The sequence below is a fragment of the Spiroplasma diminutum CUAS-1 genome, from assembly GCF_000439455.1.
GTDB classification, from domain to species: domain Bacteria; phylum Bacillota_I; class Bacilli_A; order Mycoplasmatales; family Mycoplasmataceae; genus Spiroplasma_A; species Spiroplasma_A diminutum.
On sequence record NC_021833.1, the window covers coordinates 554,350 to 571,416 of the forward strand.

A 17,067-nucleotide genomic window follows, 5' to 3' on the forward strand; every position below is an offset into this window, starting at 1 on the left:
CTTATTTATAGTCCCTCACTTTATTTAATAAATAATCCTTTAATAAAATTACTTTATTAATTACTCTTGCATTAAAAGTATTTTGTCTTTTTTTATGAGTCTTTTTATCAATTTCTTCAACTGTTCTTTTAGATTCTAAATATCAAACACTAGTATTTTTTGACTTGCTTGATGTTCTAACATATATTTTTGTTAAAACTGTTTCATTAGAATTTAAATTTGTTAATTCTATTGATTTATTTTCTTCAAATTCGGTTATTATATAATTTTTTGAAATACCATTGGTGTCTGATATTTTTAAGCTTATTGATTTTTTTAAATTTTCTATTGAGAAATCTTTTGTAGTAACATTTTTAAAAATATATTTAGTGAACTCTGTTCAAAATTCTTCGCAACTTAATTCTATTTTAAAAAATATTTCAGAGGCATAAATTCGATTTAACTCTGAAATATAATTATCAAAAATAGGATTTTCAAAATTATTTATCTTTTGAATTGTCATTATGGAAACCTATTTTAAGTTCTCTAAATTTTGAAAAGTTGAATACTACTTCTAGTCCAACCACTGTTAATAATATTATTCAAATAATGAAACCTACTATACTATTCAATAATATTCCACTTATAAAGAATAGTGAAATGTAAATTATTCATTTTATTGGACTGAAGTTTTTTCTATTTGATCCATAAATAAAACCACCCACAACTAGTGTTGCTAATCCCATTAATAACATTGTAGGGTTGTTATTTCCAAATAAACTTTTTACTCCTTGTCACTCTTCTCAAAGAATAGTAAAGTAAATTAAATAAATAATTATTATTAATGCTCCTAAAACTGCAGTAAAATTATGTCAATAATTTCTTCAATCTTTTTTAGCTTTAATATTAGATTTATCCTGTGAGTTTTTCATAGATTATAAAATCCTTTCTCTAATTTTATTTTGTTTTAGTAAATAATACATATAATTTAATCATCAAGGTAAATATATGGCCATAAAAATCATAAGAAATATAAGACTCATAAAAATAGCTAATATTCATGAAATAGATATAAAGAATACTAAACCTACTATACCAATGATTCAATTTTTTCCTCTTAATTTTCCTTCAAATTTTTTATATATTAATGTTGCTGCAATTCAATTTATCGTAGCAACAACTAAAAATATGAAAGTTATGATCAAGATGTTCATTCTATAAAACCCCTGATTCAGCATCTATTTTTTCTTTTTTAAGTAGGAATCTATCATAAGCAATTGTGAATGGTAATCAAATTGCTATTGATGATGCTAATACAGTAAGAGCTGAAATTGATGCTTGTCATTGATTACCACTCGCAAAGAATGCTCCAATAGGTCCAGGCATTGTTCATGGTGCCATTGTTACTCAATGAACCCCTAGCATTTTTTGAAATGTAAATCCAACAGTTGCTGATATAACTGGTCCCAATACAAATGGAACTCACATAAATGGATTTAGCAATATTGGTAAACCAAATAGTATTGGTTCGTTAATATTAAAAATTCCTGGAACTAAACTTGTTCTTGAAATTGATTTAACAGTTGCTGATTTACAGAAAATTGATCCCACAATTACAAGTCCTAATGTATTTCCTGCTCCACCAACTTGGGCAAATCATTGAAAGAATGGTTCAATGAATACATTTGGTATTTTTTCACCATTTTTAAATGCCTCTTGATTTTCTTCTAATGCAATAATTCAAAATGGTCTTGTTACAGATTGAACTAATGAACCACCATGAACTCCAAATCATCATAAAAATGTTATTAAAAATATTATTATTAATGCTCCCGCTAAGTTACTTACTAAGAAGTTACCCATTGGTGATAAAGCATCTCTTAAAAAGTTAGCTAAATCAAATCCTACAATATATCTAATGAATCCAATTATTAACGCTCCAAAAAATATTGGAACTAGAGCAGCAAATGAATTACTTACTGCATCTGGAACTTGTTTTGGCATTCTAATAGTTATTCTATATTTTAAACAGACTCTATATATTTCAACAGTTACTGTTGATGAAACAATAGCAACGAAAGCTGTTGCCCCACCTAATTCTTTAATATTTATTCATAGACCACCTTTTAAAACATTTAAAGATGTTCCAGCGCTTTCAAGTAATGCAGATAATTGTTTTAATTCCTCTGCACTTAATACAGAAACATTTATTGACAATGGAAATAATCACATAATATATCCCATTGCTCCAATAACTGCTCCTTGAGTAGAACTAATTCTACTTAAACGTGCAAGCTCTGAACCTATACCAATTGACATATATAAAGCCATAACTCCAAAAGTAAATCTATTTATTAGATCAAATGCAAGTTTTAGTTTTTCTGGAAAAAGATTTCCTAAAACTTGACCATCTCCTGCACCAATCGGTATACTTGAAATTATTAAAAATATACTTCCTACTAAAATAAACGGAAGTGCGGCCATAATTCCATTTCTAATTCCAAGTAGATGTCTTTGAGTACTTATCTTACCAAATAATGGAATTAGCTTGTTATTCATTCAAACTTTAATTTTTGAATCTTCTTTTATATTATTTGTTCCCTTATCTTTTTTGGACATTATATATTCTCCTTATTTTTCTCTCAAAATTCTGTAATAGAGTTCAAATTAAAGAATTCTGGTTCTATTTGAATTAATTTTATTTGACCTTGAACATCTTCTTCAAGTTTTGAGTACATATGTTTAATTTGTGGAGATACTAATAGAATTGAATAATCTTCTAAATAATCTAATCAACTAGTATCAGTCATTATTCCTTTTGCTTCAAATTCAATGTATCCATTAGCACACTCATTTAATTTTTTTGCTATCATTGTGGTTGAAATTCCACCACTACATATTAATAATCCTTTTTTCATATAACCTCCCAAAATTATTTTATAGGAAATTTTTTTGATAATATTCTCTTAATATTGAAAATATTTCCAAAAATATTAATTAAGAATTTAAACTTTTATAAACTATAATAATACTAATAAGGGGTAAAAAAATGAAAAACAACGTATGATTTATAACTGGTGCAAGTCAAGGACTTGGATTTGAATTAACTAAGGAACTTATTGATCAAGGTTTTAAAGTTGCTGTTACTTCTAGAACACCTGAAAAAATATCAAAAAAAATAAAAAGTGATAACTTACTTGCTTTAAAAGCAGATGTTACAAATCAAGAAGATATGAATAATTCATTAAAACTTGTAAATGAGAAATTTGGATCAATAGATATTTTAGTTACTAATGCAAGTTTTACAAGACTTTGAACTTTTGAAGAAAGCGAAGCTGAAATTATTAGAAAAAGCATGGAAATAAATTTCTTTGGATCTTTAAATACAGTAAGAGCTGCTCTTCCCTATTTAAGAGAACAAAAGTATGGACATATTTTTGTTACAAGTGCAAACTGAGGTTATGCTGGTTTTCCCTATTCAACTTGTTTTGGAGCAACAAAATTTGCTTTAGATGGTTGAGCAGAAAGTATAAGTCATGAATTAAGACCTTTAGGAATAACTGTATCTAGTTTAAAAAATGGTGGATTTAGAAGTGATTTTTTTGCTAAAGAAAACTTATCTGGAAAATCTAAATTCAAAGAATATAAATTAAATAGAGATCAATGATTTGATACTTTAAAAGGTTTTGATAAGAAACAAGATGGAGATCCAATTAAATATGCTAAGTTTTTAATTAATCTTTCTAAAAAAGACCAATTACCTTTACATATTTTCCCAGGAAGAGATTCAAACCACTTTGCTGAAGTCAAAATTGAAAGATTAACTGCAGATATGGAGAAAATAAAAAAAGAAGCAACAAATTTACATGTTGAAGATTAAAAAAGAACTGCATTGCAGTTCTTTTTAATTATAAGATTATAAAATGTATTTTGTTTTATGTATTATTTTTTTATATGCATATACACCATAAAGAAATGCGAATATATTTAAAAATAAAAACTCTAAAATTATTAGTATTAAAAATTTATTCATTATTTGTGTATCTAATGAACTTTTATAGACATCAATTTTAGTAATAATTATTAAACAATATAGAAAACTTACAATTGTTTGTAAAGAAACAATAATTACAAGAGTTCATCAAAAAGGAAATCTATAACTAATTGCTATATAAATAGAACTAATAATAAATAATATTGTAGAAACAATAACAACCCCTATACTTGAATTTAAGGCAAAGTTTGATTTTTCTCTGTCATTGAATCGCATTATTTTATATTCCTTTCCAAAACAATTACTTGATAAGGTTTAATTAAGTTAAAATTAAAATCATCATAATTATTTAATATAATTTTTCATTCATTTCTTTTAATTTCTAAATTTAAATTTATATCATAATTATTTCAATTTGTAATAATAATTGCTTTTCTATTATTTAAAGTTCTACTATAACTATATTCTTGTTCTTTGAAAAAATTAATATTTCCATCACAGTATAAATTATCTGTTAATCTTAATTTAATTACTTTTTTATAAAAACTTAATACTGAATTTCTATCTTTTATTTGAGATTGAACATTTATTCTTTTATAGTTTTCATTTAAAAATAACTTTAAATCTTTTGTTTTTGAGAAACCAGAATTTTCAGTATTATCTCATTGCATTACACTTCTAGCATTATCTCTTGATTTTGCTCTTAAAATATTAAGAACTTCTTCTTCACTTAATGTATTCAATAAATCCTTAGCATTTCCAATTGACTCTATATCCTTAAAATCTGAAATTGATTCAAAATTTAAATTTGTCATACCAATTTCTTCTCCTTGATATATAAAGGGAATACCTCTCATTAAAGAAGTAAATGCAAATATTGATGTTGCACTTTCATATCAAAAATTAATTGTGTCTCCAAACCTTGAAATAGCTCTTGGTTGATCATGATTATTCATAAATAAAGCAAGTGTAGAATTATTATTTTGAAAACATGTTTGCCATTCTTTTTGAAGTTCCCAAAATGAATTTAAATCAGGTTTCATATTACTTCATTTATTGTTATCTTTATAGTCTACTTTTAAATGTAAAAATGTAAATATTGAATCTAACTGCTCATTTTCAGTTTTTGCATATCTTAAAGATTTTTCCTTAGTAGTTGAAGAAACCTCTCCAACAGTAAATATTTCCTTATCTTTACTAAAAACATTTATATTGAGCATTTTAAAATATTCTTCTATATGTTCTCCATCTGTATAAAAACCTCTACCATCACCAAATAAATCATTTTCATATACTTTGGGTTTACTATATAAATTACAAACATCTAATCTAAATCCATCAACACCTTTTTCTCTTCAGAAATTTAAAATCTCTATAAATTTTTTTTGAAGCTCTTTATTTTCTCAGTTTAAATCTGGCTGCTCTTTTGTAAATAAATGTAAATAATACTTATTCAATTTAGGAACATATTCTCAACATGACCCTCCCATTTTACTTTTTCAATTAGTTGGCTCTTTACCATCAATCGGATCTTTAAAAATATAATAATTCATATATTTTTCTTCATTATTAAGTGCTCTTTTAAATCATTCATGCTTATTTGAAGTATGATTAAATACTATATCAATTATTATTTTAAGGTTTCTCTTTTTTGCTTCCAAAACAAGAACTTCAAAATCTTTCATATCTCCAAATTTTTCATCAATTTCACAATAGTCCTGAACATCATATCCACTATCTTTAAATGGAGATTTTGTTACAGGAGAAATTCATATTCTTGTAATTCCAAGATCTTTTAAATAATCAAGTTTTGATATAATACCTTTAATATTTCCTATACCACTATTTCCTATTTCGTAAAATGTTTGTGGAAATATTTGATAAATAAATTCATTTCTCATATTTGCTACCTTACTATTTTAATAATTCTCCTGCTTTTAATTCCACATTAAATTTATTAAAGTATTTAAATTTTGAAAATAACATTGTTAATCCTATAGAAATACCTGCAGTTAAAAGCATTGATATCATAAATCATGTATAACCTGTTCCAATTCATGTTGTTGTTCCTGGAATTTTTGATTGTACTTGAACATTTAATATTCCTAGTCATGCTCCATTTCCAGAGTTTGTTGCACTAACTCCAGAAATAACAGCTAATTCAAGACCTATTGCTGTTGCAATACATGACGCTACAAATGGATACATATGTTTTAAATTCACACCATACATTGCAGGTTCTGTAACACCTAAATATGCAGAAACAACTGATGGAATTCCAACATCTTTTGATCTTGGATCATTTCTATTAACAATAATTCAACCTAAAACAGCACTTCCTTGTGCAATAGCTTGTGCACAAGTACCAATAAATAGGAAATTTCCACCATTTTGAATAGTATCTTGTACAAATACTGCATTAAATAAATGATGAACTCCTGTTAAAACTATTGGTGCATAAACAAACCCAATTATAAATCCAAAGAAATATTTGGCAATAGCATTTGTGAATGCTCATGATATTGCATAACTTATAACTGATGCTATTATAAATCCTAATGGTCCAATTATAAACATTGCCAGAATATAAGTTGGCAGAATTGTTACAAGTGGAACAATAATTTGACTTATTACAGCTGGACAAACTCTTTTAATTCATAAATTAATATATGCTCCAACTATTCCAATTGCAAATGCTGGAATTACTTGAGCTGTATATTGAATTTTTCATGGATATTTCATGAATCCTCAATCAAATGCCCCATCCTTCATTCCAGACATTATTTCTCAAATTCACTTAAATTCTCCTTCTTTTCCCGCTTCCCCAGCAACTTCATATACATTTAATAATGGTGGTACTAGTAAACATAATCCAACTACTATACCCATTACTTGATCTGCTTCCATTTTTCTGAAAATACTTCAACATAAATGAACTGGTAGTCATCAGAAACATACCTGAGCAGGGATTCATAAGAAATCGTTTAATCCCTGTCAAAATTGTCCTGATTTAATAATAACAAATCCATTAAAATCAGCTTCTAGAATATTTCTAAATCCTAGAATTATACCACCAGCAACTAATACTGGAACAATTGGTATAAATACCTCACCTAAAAAATTTAATCCTCTTAAGAATAAACCAGATTTATTCTCGTTTGCAATTTGCTTGTTTTTTTCTTTTGATACTGCTTCTATTCCAGAAACAGCTATAAATTCTTTAAAATATTTTTCTACTTCAGTACCTATTATTATTTGAAATTGGCCTGAAGATTTAAAAGTCCCTTTAACACCCATCATTGATTCAATTAGGGGTTTATCAATAATAGATTCATCTTTTATAACAAGTCTTAATCTTGTTAAACAATGTGTAGCGGAAATAATATTATCTTTTCCACCAAGATTTTCCAACAAGTTAATAGATCAACTTTTTAAGTCAATCTTATTAATTGATACTTTTTTATCACTTTTCATACTCAATTTATCCTTTCTATTGGAAATGTTTCCAATAGAAATATTATATTACAAATTAAATTATTTTAAATATATTTTCCAAATTTATCTCTTTTTTTAGTAATTTATTTCCAATATTTTTACCAACTAAAAAATAATCAATTTCTATAGTTAAATCAAAATCATTTGTGTTTTTTACATTTTTGAATCTTGCAACATCAGTAACTATATATTTTTTTCTAATATTATGCTGAATCAAATATGTATTTACAGATAAAGCAATTGTATGTGTCGCGCATACAATTATTTGACTATTATCTTCTCTAACAATTTCAGGCATTATTTCTATTACATATTCATATAAGTTATTTTTAATAAGTCATTTCGAAACTGTATTTTTTTTAATATTCTCAATAAATGCTTCTGTTCTAATCTTTCCTGTAGTTATATCGTGATTTTCAAGACCAATAAATGTAATTCTCATATCTTTATATAAACTATCAATTTTTTTTGCAAGTTGAGAAAACATTTCATAATCATTAATATCAATTGATTTGATATTTTTTAAGTGTCTATTATAAACTATTATCTCTGAGTTTTTTATTTCTTCTATTTGAGTAATTAACTCTTTACTAGTATTTTTAGGTAAAAATAATACTAATCCATATGAATTTCTTAAAATAATAGTCTTTAAATCATCTTGATACATCTTGCTATCGTTTGATGATAATAAAATAAAAAAGTTAAGTTCTTTAAGTTCTAATACACTTTTAACACCATTAACTATTTCCATATTAGCTTTTTCTTCACTATTAAATGGCAACAATAGATAAACATCTTTATTAGGTTTCTTAATACTAGCTGCTGCATAATTTGGAATATATCCACTTTGATCAATAACTTTTTTTATTTTTTCTTTAGCCTCATTACTAATATTATAATTATTAAAATATCTAGATACAGTACCTATTCCAACGTTAGCCATTTTTGCTATATCATGATAAGTCTTTTTTTCTTTTTTCATAAACAATATTTCGCTTTCTATATATATTTTCTAATAAAAAAGCATTTATAATTAAAAAAAATAAAAAAACAATAAATATTGTTTTTTTATACTTTGATTATAAATTATATATTTCTTTCTTTTACTTTATAAAATGTTGATGTTTATATCAAGGATTATTATTTCAATGATATCTGTCATCAATTTCTTGATTTTCTAAAAGATTTGTCATAACAAAACTTGGATTTGCAATTAAACATCTTCCAACTGAAACTGCATTAATATTATTTTTTAATGCTTCTAATATATCCTCTTTTGAACCATAATTTCCAGTAGTAATAATGTTTAAATTTGTATACTCTTTTAATTTCTTAGAATATTCAAGTCTATGTAGTTTAACATTATTTTCAACTCCAATAGTAGATTTTCTTTTTGATAAAATATCTCCTGCACTTACATGAATATATGAAATATAGGGCTCTATTAAAGGAATAATTTCTTTATAGTCTTCTACTTTAATTCCATCAGGATTTGAATCATTTACTGAAATTCTAACTCCAACTGGAATTGCAATTTTTTCTTGAATATTTTTTAGAATATAAATTATTGGTTCAATTTTTTCTTGAATATTTTCACTTATTGTTAAAGTATTTAATTCATTTATCAATAAGTTTGATAATAAAATTCCATCTCCTAAGTGTATTTCTATAAAATCAAAACCTGCTTTTTTAGCTCTTCTTGCTGAATTAACAAATTCATCACAAATCTCATAGAATTCTTTTAAATCAATTATTTTTAAATTATTTTGATCTAAGAAATCAAAGTAATGATTAATTCCCCTTTTTTGGTCAGTAATTTGTGATTTACTTCCGCCATGAAAAACTTGAATTCCAATAACACTTCCACCAGTATGAACAATATTTACAAGTCTTTGCAGTCCTTCAATATGTTCATCTTTTCAAATTCCTAAACTTTTATCAGTGTATCTACCATCAGGAGTAATTCCAGTACCTTCAACAATAATAGTTCCTACTCCTCCATAAGCTCTTGAACCATAATGTTGAATATGAATATCATTTACAAATCCATCAACAGATGAATTAACATCCATTGGTGCTAAAACAATTCTATTTCTTGATTCAATATTTGGGACTAAGCAAAATTTATCATTTATTTTCATAATTTACACCTATATTCTGCTTTATTGAAATTCTTCTATAATCTCATTTAATTTTTTACCTACTCCAGCATTTTGTACTGTTTCAATAACTTCTTTTGAAAGTTCTTTTATTCCTTCAATTGCATTTCCTACTGCATAACAATTTGGAAAATCTCTAAACATAGGATAATCATTATGCTCATCTCCAAATACATGAATATCTTCTTTTGTTAAATTATATTTATCTAAAAGTTGATTTAATCCTCAACTTTTAGTTACACCTTTTTTAAAGATCTCTACTCTACAAGTTTTTTCTTTAGGAAATTCTAAAGCAAGTAGATCATTTTCTTCTACTAAGTTTCTTATAAATTCTAATTGTTCTTGATTTTCAGAATTTGCAACTAATACTGGAAAACTTTCATCATGATCTAATCCATTATCTATTAAGTCTTGTAAATCATCATATTTATATAAAATTTTTCCTTTTGGAAAATGTGAGAAATCAATTTGGATTTCATTACGAACTAAAACTTCTAATCAGTCATCTTCTTTAATATAATGTGTTCTAAAATCATTTGATATACAAATGTCAATATCTGTTTCTAAAAATTTTTCTAATAGAACTTTAAACTCTTCTTTATCAAAATGATTTTTTGCAACATATTCTCAAGTTTTTGGATTGATAACTGATGCTCCATTTGAACAAATTACTGGTAGATCAATTTGTAAATCTTTTGCTGCAAAATCAACTAAAAAATAATTTCTTCCTGTAACTATTGTTAAACTATTATTTGATTCTTCTTGAAATTTTAAAAGTTCTTTTTTATTTTCTTCACTAATATTATCTCATTCATAAAGAATAGTTCCATCCATATCAGTTGCAGCTATTTTTTTTATTTCTTTCATATTTTTCACCCCATTATATTAATATTTTAACTTGAATTAAGTCAAATATAATTTATATTTAACAACTATTTCTATTTAAGAGTGTATAATAAAAAAGTAATATTAATATCAAATATTTCTATTACTTAATATATAAATTTTTAAAAGACAAGTGGCTTAATTGCTAAAAACAATTTAATAAATAGTTATTTTTTTAATATGTTTAAAAATATTTTTTAAATGTCTTTTAAATACGAGAGGAAAAGCAAAAAATGACAAAAAGTTTACAATTATTAAATGACAGAATTTCTGCAAAGAGATATGTTGAAGATTTTAAATTAAATGATGATCAAAAAACACAATTATTAGAATCAATTAGATTAGCTCCAAGTAGTTTTGGATTAGAACCTTTTAGAGCGATATTAATTGAAAATAAAGAAATAAGAAAAGAGATTCAACCTGCTTGATGAAATCAAGTTGGTGTAACTCAATCAAGTGCTTTATTAATATGAGTTGGTTATAAAGAAGAATACTTAACAAAAACTCATTTTATTGAACAAACTGAAAGAAATATTCCTAATGGATTTGAAAACATTAGAGAAATGATGATTGGTGGAGCTACTAATGTTCTTTCTACTTTAGAAATGAGCAGAGATGAATGAGTTGCACGACAAGCATATATTTCATTGGGAACTGTATTAAATACTGCACAAGAATTAGACTTAGATGTTTGTCCAAGTGAAGGATTTAGCGCAAAAGAAGTTGGCGATGTTTTGGCAAAACACAATTTATTAGACTTAGAAAATGAAAAAGTATTATTGGGAATGTTTATTGGAAAAGTTGATACTAATCAAGAATTTTATCACTCATTTACAAAAACAAGAAGACCTGCTCAAAAAGCATATTCAATTGTTGAATAAAAAATGAATAGTTATTAACTTAAAAAATAATAATATAAATTAAAAAAACACTTCATTAAGTGTTTTTTTAATTCTTTTCAAACATTTCCATAAAGATATCATAAACTTTATCTAAATTACTCTTTTCAGTTGAAGATATTGATAAAAATCTATCTTCGCTGTCAAATTCTAAAGTTTGCTTAATTATTTTTTCATTTTTTATTATGTCATTTTTCTTACATTTATCTCTTTTAGTAGCTACAATAAAAACTTTAATTTGATGATGTTTAAAGAAATTATACATTTCTATATCATCATTTGTTGGTTTATGTCTCAAATCTACTAATTGGCAAATAAATTTTAGCTGTTCTCTATTTGTTAAATATTCATCCATCATTTTTGCAAATGCAAGTTTTTGATCATGATTAACTCTTGCATATCCATAACCTGGAGCATCAACAATTCTAAATTGACTATTATTAATATCAAAAAAGTTTAATAACCTTGTTTTACCTGGAGTTGAAGATGTTTTTGCAAGCTTATTTTGATTTGTCAAGGCATTAATAAAAGTGGATTTTCCAACATTACTTCTTCCTATAAAACAAACTTCAGCAATATCATCTTTTAATCAACCACTTTTATTGGCAGCTGAAGTAATAAATTTAGCTTGTTTTATCATAATGTTATTCTCCACTTTTTGCTATTTTTGAATTTTATCAATTTCTTTTATCATACTTTCGTATTCATCAGTTGCATCATCAATTTCATCATGAACTGGTTCACTGCTTAATAGAACTATTTCTACAAAGAATTTCTTAACTTTTGCAACATATTCTTCTTGTCTTCTTATATTTGCTTCAAGAAGTCTATTATTATTCTTATCTTCTGCATATTGGCTTTTTAAAGATTCAAGAATTGCTTCTTCCATTTCAATGAAACTTTCATAATCTTGCTTCTTCATTTTTTTCAATGTTTTAGCAGAAAAAAGTTTTTTTTCTTCATTGCTTAAAAATTTATCTAACATATATAACACCTCATTGACTATACAATGATTATAAAACAATTTTGCTAATTTAATTGCTTATTTTTAAGTTTAATTGTTTAAAATAATCAAATAATTCCCAATGATATGGGATTTTTATAATATCTTCTAGATCTTTTTCATCTTTAAAAGTTATATAAATTACAGTTCTTTTTAAATTATGTTTTACATCATCAATATTTTTTAAAACAATTATTTCATTAAAAAGAATTAATTGTTCTTCATAACAAAAAGCTATTATTGATTTTTGCTTATTGTTAAGTAATAAAATATATATCAATATTTGAATTGCATAGATTAAATAAAATAGTGTAAAAATAAAACCTGTATATACAATATTTTGTACAATAAGGTTAAAAATAAAAAAAACTGTCATTATTAAGATATAAGGAATTATTAATAAATAAAAATATAAACTAAATATTTTATCTAATTTAGAATTAAAGTAATGCTCTTTTGATCAAATGATTTGCATTTTTTTAAGTCTTTTTTTATAAATTACAAAAAAATATATTAAAACTGCTGTTGTTAATAACATAAAAAGATAACCGCTTATCACACTACTAGTTCAAATATTTAAAAAATTCATAACTATACCTCTTTTTTAGTAATTTCTTCAATTGTTAACATTAAATTGAAATCTTCAATTTTCATAATATATTTATCATCATTGATTTCTAATTCCAAAAATAATTTTCATTGTTTTTTTACATAAATTAACAAATAATTACAATACACTATTGATTTTAAATCATATTGAATATAATGATCATTTAATTGAACCATCAATCTTTTGTTTGTAACATAAATTGAAAAAGAAAAATTGGTTTCCTTTAATTCTTTTTTATAATCTTCTTTGGCATTTTTATTTTTTAATTTTATTTTATGTAAAATTAATTCATCACTAAAATAATAGCAAATCTCATCTTTTGGTAATTCAAAACCAATTTTAGTTTCTTTTAGAGTAAATTCTTCTTTTTTAAGTTTTAATATTTCATAAGTTTCTGTACTTTTAATTTTATAATCTTTAAATTTTTCTTTAAATATTAAAGCTAAAATACCAGTTATTAAAGTTAAAAGTAATCATATGAAAACTAATAAAATTATTAAAATATCTTTATTCATAATTTTTTACTCCCTTGTTTTATATTATAGCAATAATTAAACCATTTCTTAGAGTATATAAAAAAGTGATTTTACTCACTTTTTTATATTTGAATTATCAGATTATAAATTAATAATAATTAAATTTTTTAGAATAATATATAAAAAACTTTATAGTTTTGAGTTTTTTAAACATCAAATTTAGAAAATTGTTTTTGTATTAATTCTAAGAACTGTTGACGTTCTTCTAAAGTAGATTTTCCTAAATTTTTGTATGTTTCAATAATTGGATTAAATAAACCAATTTTTCTCATTACTTGAGCTGTTAAAGCTTCATTTTGCTTTTTGTTTTGATTTGTAGCAATTGATCACATATCTCCTAGAGATGTTTCAATAATAAATGTTTTTTCAATATTAATTGATGGTTTTCAATCAACTGGGTTTCCACCTTCTTGAATTAAAGTACCAATAAACACTCTATCAAAGAAACCTTTTAAGATTGCTGGCATTTCAAAAAATATAATTGGATAAATTAATACAATTTGATCACATTCGTTTGTTAACACTTCTATAAAATGCTCTAAATTAGGATCATATTCAGCATAACCAAATTTTTCAAATTCTCCTTGACTTATAACTGGATTAAATTTCATTTTATTTAAATCTCAAATTTCGTATTCTTTTTCAACTTCTTCTAAACCCTTTATAACTGAATCTGCAATGGCATGATTAAAACTTGTTGGTTTTGGATTTGCAATAACTATAACTGTTTTCATAATATTTTTACCTCTTTAGATAATAATACCTTATTTAAGGCATTAAAAAAAGTAGGTAAACCTACTTTTTAACAGTTTTTTTAACTTTTTTAAGTCTTGACTCTATTTCAGAATTAGTTTTTCTTTCCCTTTTGTCATTGTCTTGTTCTTTACTATCAGCTCAGTTATTTACAACTGGTGAAGTATCTTCTATAGTTCCATTATCAACTCAAATATATTTTTTCTCATAATCTGGATCTTCTAATTTTTCTAATCCATATTCAAGTTCTCTTTCAAATAAACCACTTCTTACAAATCCATCGTCTTTATGTAAAGTTGCTACATCTGATTTTTTTGTTATTTTCTTAGCTTTTGTAACTGCATTTTTATCAGCAACAATTGCTGCATATCTTGGTTGATTTCTCATGAATTTTCTTCTGAAGAATTTTTCTCAAATGAAATATGCTAATAATAACAATAAGAATAATATTGAGAAAGCAATCAATAAGATTAATCAAAGTGGGAAATTAACTGGAACTGGAACTGGAACTAATAATTTAATTTCAATTGTTGGAATTTCAATTCCAGTTCTAATAGCAGTTGCTGTTATTTTTAAATCAACATCTTCTCCTGGTTCAATAGCAGTAATTGTTAATTTTCCATCTTTATATTCTGATTCAAATTTTGCAGGATTAGATGATTCACCAACTTCTTCAAAAGTTGAAATTGCTTCAACTTTAACATCACTGAACATGTGAGCATTTTCAATTGTGAAAGTTTTTGATTTACCTTCTTTAAGTTTAATGCTATTTCCAATTCCATTAATTGAAAGTTTTGGTTCAATTGCAGTAAATTTAATATTTGCATTTACATTATATTGTTCAGTACTTTCAATATTAAAGTTATAGTTTTTGGCCTTTTCGACTGTAAAAGTAATAATTCTATTATCACCATCTTGTCTTTCAGAAACTATAAGACCATCAATTTCTTTTGTGATAGCATTTGTATCACTTTTTCATCCTTCAAGTTTATATTCAAATGATTCACCAACAAATAATCCCTTTGCAAATTCTTCATCAACAAATTTACCAATAACTTTTTCAAGACCAAATTTTGTAAATTTTACAGTAATTGAACCAATTGCAGCTTTATCTTCATCAGATAATAATAAACCATCTTTTGCTTTAACTTTAAAATCTCAAGTATCACTTGTTGATAAATCGATTGAAGTAATATCATTGACAACTTCTACTTTATTTCCAAGTTGTTTATTAACATCCTCAATGATTTCATTAATTAAGTTTTTATCTGTTATGTTTTTTCTTTGTACTTCAATCGAAGTTGAATATTTGCCTTCCCTAATAACATTATTTCAAACGTTTCTATTATAATTTGAAATTTTGAATTTTAGAGAATTTGCAAATATAGTATTTTCAAATGATTTTGATGTTTCCTTATATCAATTATCTTTTGTTACAGTATTACTTAAACTTAAATCATTTGCAATTATTTGTGATTGTTTTTCAACACTTTCACCAATTACTTGCTCTTCTTGTTTTGTTAATTGTCCTGCAATAATTAAACTCATAAAGTCTTTTTTAATATTGTCAGCTGATGCTTCAACATTTCCTTTATAAGCTTTATTTACTTCATAGCTTGATAAATTAATAAATTCTCTTGAATAACCTATTTTTGATCTATCATCTTTTAATCAATAAGTTCCCTTATGTCCTTGATAAGTTTTTGTAAAAGAAAAATCACCTTCTATTACAATTTCTTCTAAAGTTAAATTTTCATTTTCTGTTTCAGTTAATCCAGAATAGATATTCACTCCTTTTTCAGAAGTAATTTTTAAATTTCCATTGCTTAAAAGTTCCATTTCTGAAATTTCATTCACATCATCAATTGTTGAATAAGGATTATTTTTATAATTATCTGCTAAATATTGATCGATTGTCGAATTATTTAATTTATATATTTTATTTCCCTCAGCTAATAATGTATAGTTATCATTTAATCTTTCAATAGCTGAAGCATTTTCAATTGGAATATCACTTGATTTATCATCAATTAATACAATTGTATTAATTTGTGCCTTTTTATTTAGAGCTAAAAATTGCTTGTTATTATTACCAACATTTATAATTCTCCTTTGGAATTCTTCATTATCCAAACTTGAACTTGTAATTGATGGTATTAAATTTGATGCATTACCCTGATTGTCAAAAGATATAATCGATATATTATTTTTATCAGACATAATATATAAATTACTTATAGAATCAAAAAATGTTGATTTTACTCCCTGTGTCGAATTAAATGTTGCACCTTTTACTTCTGTTATCTTTTTATCATTAATGTCTCAAGTTTCAGTAATATCTTCTTGATTAAGTTCAAATTTCAAGACTAATGATGATCTTGCATTAGCTTTATTTGAAAAATATAAACTATTTCCAATTATAAAAATATCTGAATATTCTAAATTATTTCCTTTAATTAATTCATGTTTTTCACCATTTGGTAAATAAATATAAATTGTAGTCCCTGTTGCAGTAATGAAATAATCATAATCATTTCCATCTTCATCTTTCCCTCTTCAAATATTAAAACTTTCATCATTATTTATTTTAATTGATGAATAATTATTATTAGATCATTGTTGTGGTTTTAAAGAATCTATTAGAATTTCATGATTTATGCTAAATGCAGTGATATTCGAGATAACAGGTGTACTAATACTTAATGTTGCTAAAATAGTTATTAATTTTTTCATATTAAATTATTTTCCCCCTAA

The 17,067-nt window shown here is 24.6% G+C and carries 19 protein-coding genes; 2 read left to right on the forward strand and 17 right to left on the reverse strand.

Annotation, left to right across the window (positions count from 1 at the left end; genetic code table 4):
• Window position 1: 1 nt before the first annotated feature.
• The 5 genes from SDIMI_RS02590 to SDIMI_RS02610 are packed head-to-tail and all read right to left on the reverse strand — an operon-like array spanning window position 2 to window position 2,897.
• Window positions 2-502: a hypothetical protein gene (locus SDIMI_RS02590; RefSeq protein ID WP_020836442.1), complete on the reverse strand. Its 501-nt coding sequence runs from the start codon at window positions 500-502 to the stop codon at window positions 2-4.
• Window positions 480-911 carry an LPXTG cell wall anchor domain-containing protein gene (locus SDIMI_RS02595; protein WP_020836443.1) on the reverse strand — a complete coding sequence of 144 codons (432 nt, stop codon included), beginning with the start codon at window positions 909-911 and terminating at the stop codon, window positions 480-482. Before SDIMI_RS02595 ends, SDIMI_RS02590 begins: the two co-directional genes overlap by 23 nt.
• Before the next feature lie 3 nt (window positions 912-914).
• Entirely contained in the window at window positions 915-1,193 is a 279-nt protein-coding gene (locus SDIMI_RS04620; protein ID WP_020836444.1) for a hypothetical protein, read from the reverse strand.
• Window position 1,194: 1 nt separating this feature from the next.
• A complete protein-coding gene (locus tag SDIMI_RS02605; protein WP_020836445.1) occupies window positions 1,195-2,598 on the reverse strand; it encodes a PTS sugar transporter subunit IIC in 1,404 nt (467 codons plus the stop codon).
• Window positions 2,598-2,897, reverse strand: coding sequence for a PTS sugar transporter subunit IIB (locus tag SDIMI_RS02610; RefSeq protein WP_020836446.1), 300 nt, complete (start codon window positions 2,895-2,897; stop codon window positions 2,598-2,600). The genes SDIMI_RS02605 and SDIMI_RS02610 overlap by 1 nt, the downstream gene beginning before the upstream one ends.
• Before the next feature lie 131 nt (window positions 2,898-3,028).
• Between SDIMI_RS02610 and SDIMI_RS02615 the strand changes: the two genes are divergently transcribed.
• On the forward strand, window positions 3,029-3,859 hold the full coding sequence (locus tag SDIMI_RS02615) for an SDR family oxidoreductase (protein WP_020836447.1): 831 nt from the start codon (window positions 3,029-3,031) through the stop codon (window positions 3,857-3,859).
• Window positions 3,860-3,895: 36 nt separating this feature from the next.
• Here SDIMI_RS02615 and SDIMI_RS02620 read toward each other — a convergent pair whose 3' ends face one another.
• From SDIMI_RS02620 to SDIMI_RS02645, 6 genes are all read right to left on the reverse strand, one after another.
• Window positions 3,896-4,249, reverse strand: a complete 354-nt coding sequence (locus tag SDIMI_RS02620) for a hypothetical protein (RefSeq protein ID WP_020836448.1) — start codon at window positions 4,247-4,249, stop codon at window positions 3,896-3,898.
• Window positions 4,249-5,874: an alpha,alpha-phosphotrehalase gene (locus SDIMI_RS02625; RefSeq protein ID WP_020836449.1), complete on the reverse strand. Its 1,626-nt coding sequence runs from the start codon at window positions 5,872-5,874 to the stop codon at window positions 4,249-4,251. Before SDIMI_RS02625 ends, SDIMI_RS02620 begins: the two co-directional genes overlap by 1 nt.
• A 13-nt stretch (window positions 5,875-5,887) precedes the next feature.
• A complete protein-coding gene (locus SDIMI_RS02630) occupies window positions 5,888-7,447 on the reverse strand; it encodes a PTS transporter subunit EIIC (protein WP_020836450.1) in 1,560 nt (519 codons plus the stop codon).
• Between the two features lie 55 nt (window positions 7,448-7,502).
• Entirely contained in the window at window positions 7,503-8,450 is a 948-nt protein-coding gene (locus SDIMI_RS02635) for a LacI family DNA-binding transcriptional regulator (protein WP_020836451.1), read from the reverse strand.
• Between the two features lie 121 nt (window positions 8,451-8,571).
• The gene (locus SDIMI_RS02640; RefSeq protein WP_020836452.1) at window positions 8,572-9,609 is read right to left on the reverse strand and encodes an oxidoreductase; all 1,038 of its coding nucleotides are present in this window, start codon (window positions 9,607-9,609) and stop codon (window positions 8,572-8,574) included.
• 21 nt (window positions 9,610-9,630) lie between these two features.
• Window positions 9,631-10,494: an HAD-IIB family hydrolase gene (locus SDIMI_RS02645; RefSeq protein ID WP_020836453.1), complete on the reverse strand. Its 864-nt coding sequence runs from the start codon at window positions 10,492-10,494 to the stop codon at window positions 9,631-9,633.
• A gap of 251 nt (window positions 10,495-10,745) precedes the next feature.
• On the opposite strand from SDIMI_RS02645, the gene SDIMI_RS02650 reads away from it, so the two are divergent.
• Window positions 10,746-11,393 carry a nitroreductase family protein gene (locus SDIMI_RS02650; protein ID WP_020836454.1) on the forward strand — a complete coding sequence of 216 codons (648 nt, stop codon included), beginning with the start codon at window positions 10,746-10,748 and terminating at the stop codon, window positions 11,391-11,393.
• A gap of 67 nt (window positions 11,394-11,460) precedes the next feature.
• Here SDIMI_RS02650 and yihA read toward each other — a convergent pair whose 3' ends face one another.
• From yihA to SDIMI_RS02680, 6 genes are all read right to left on the reverse strand, one after another.
• Complete coding sequence (gene yihA, locus SDIMI_RS02655; RefSeq protein WP_020836455.1) at window positions 11,461-12,051, reverse strand: ribosome biogenesis GTP-binding protein YihA/YsxC; 591 nt, start codon at window positions 12,049-12,051, stop codon at window positions 11,461-11,463.
• Between the two features lie 21 nt (window positions 12,052-12,072).
• Window positions 12,073-12,396 carry a hypothetical protein gene (locus SDIMI_RS02660; RefSeq protein WP_020836456.1) on the reverse strand — a complete coding sequence of 108 codons (324 nt, stop codon included), beginning with the start codon at window positions 12,394-12,396 and terminating at the stop codon, window positions 12,073-12,075.
• 49 nt (window positions 12,397-12,445) lie between these two features.
• Entirely contained in the window at window positions 12,446-13,003 is a 558-nt protein-coding gene (locus SDIMI_RS02665) for a hypothetical protein (RefSeq protein ID WP_020836457.1), read from the reverse strand.
• Between the two features lie 2 nt (window positions 13,004-13,005).
• Window positions 13,006-13,539: a hypothetical protein gene (locus SDIMI_RS02670; RefSeq protein WP_020836458.1), complete on the reverse strand. Its 534-nt coding sequence runs from the start codon at window positions 13,537-13,539 to the stop codon at window positions 13,006-13,008.
• Window positions 13,540-13,706: 167 nt separating this feature from the next.
• Window positions 13,707-14,294: an NAD(P)H-dependent oxidoreductase gene (locus tag SDIMI_RS04470; protein ID WP_020836459.1), complete on the reverse strand. Its 588-nt coding sequence runs from the start codon at window positions 14,292-14,294 to the stop codon at window positions 13,707-13,709.
• Window positions 14,295-14,355: 61 nt separating this feature from the next.
• Complete coding sequence (locus tag SDIMI_RS02680; protein ID WP_020836460.1) at window positions 14,356-17,046, reverse strand: hypothetical protein; 2,691 nt, start codon at window positions 17,044-17,046, stop codon at window positions 14,356-14,358.
• Between the last annotated feature and the right edge of the window lie 21 nt (window positions 17,047-17,067).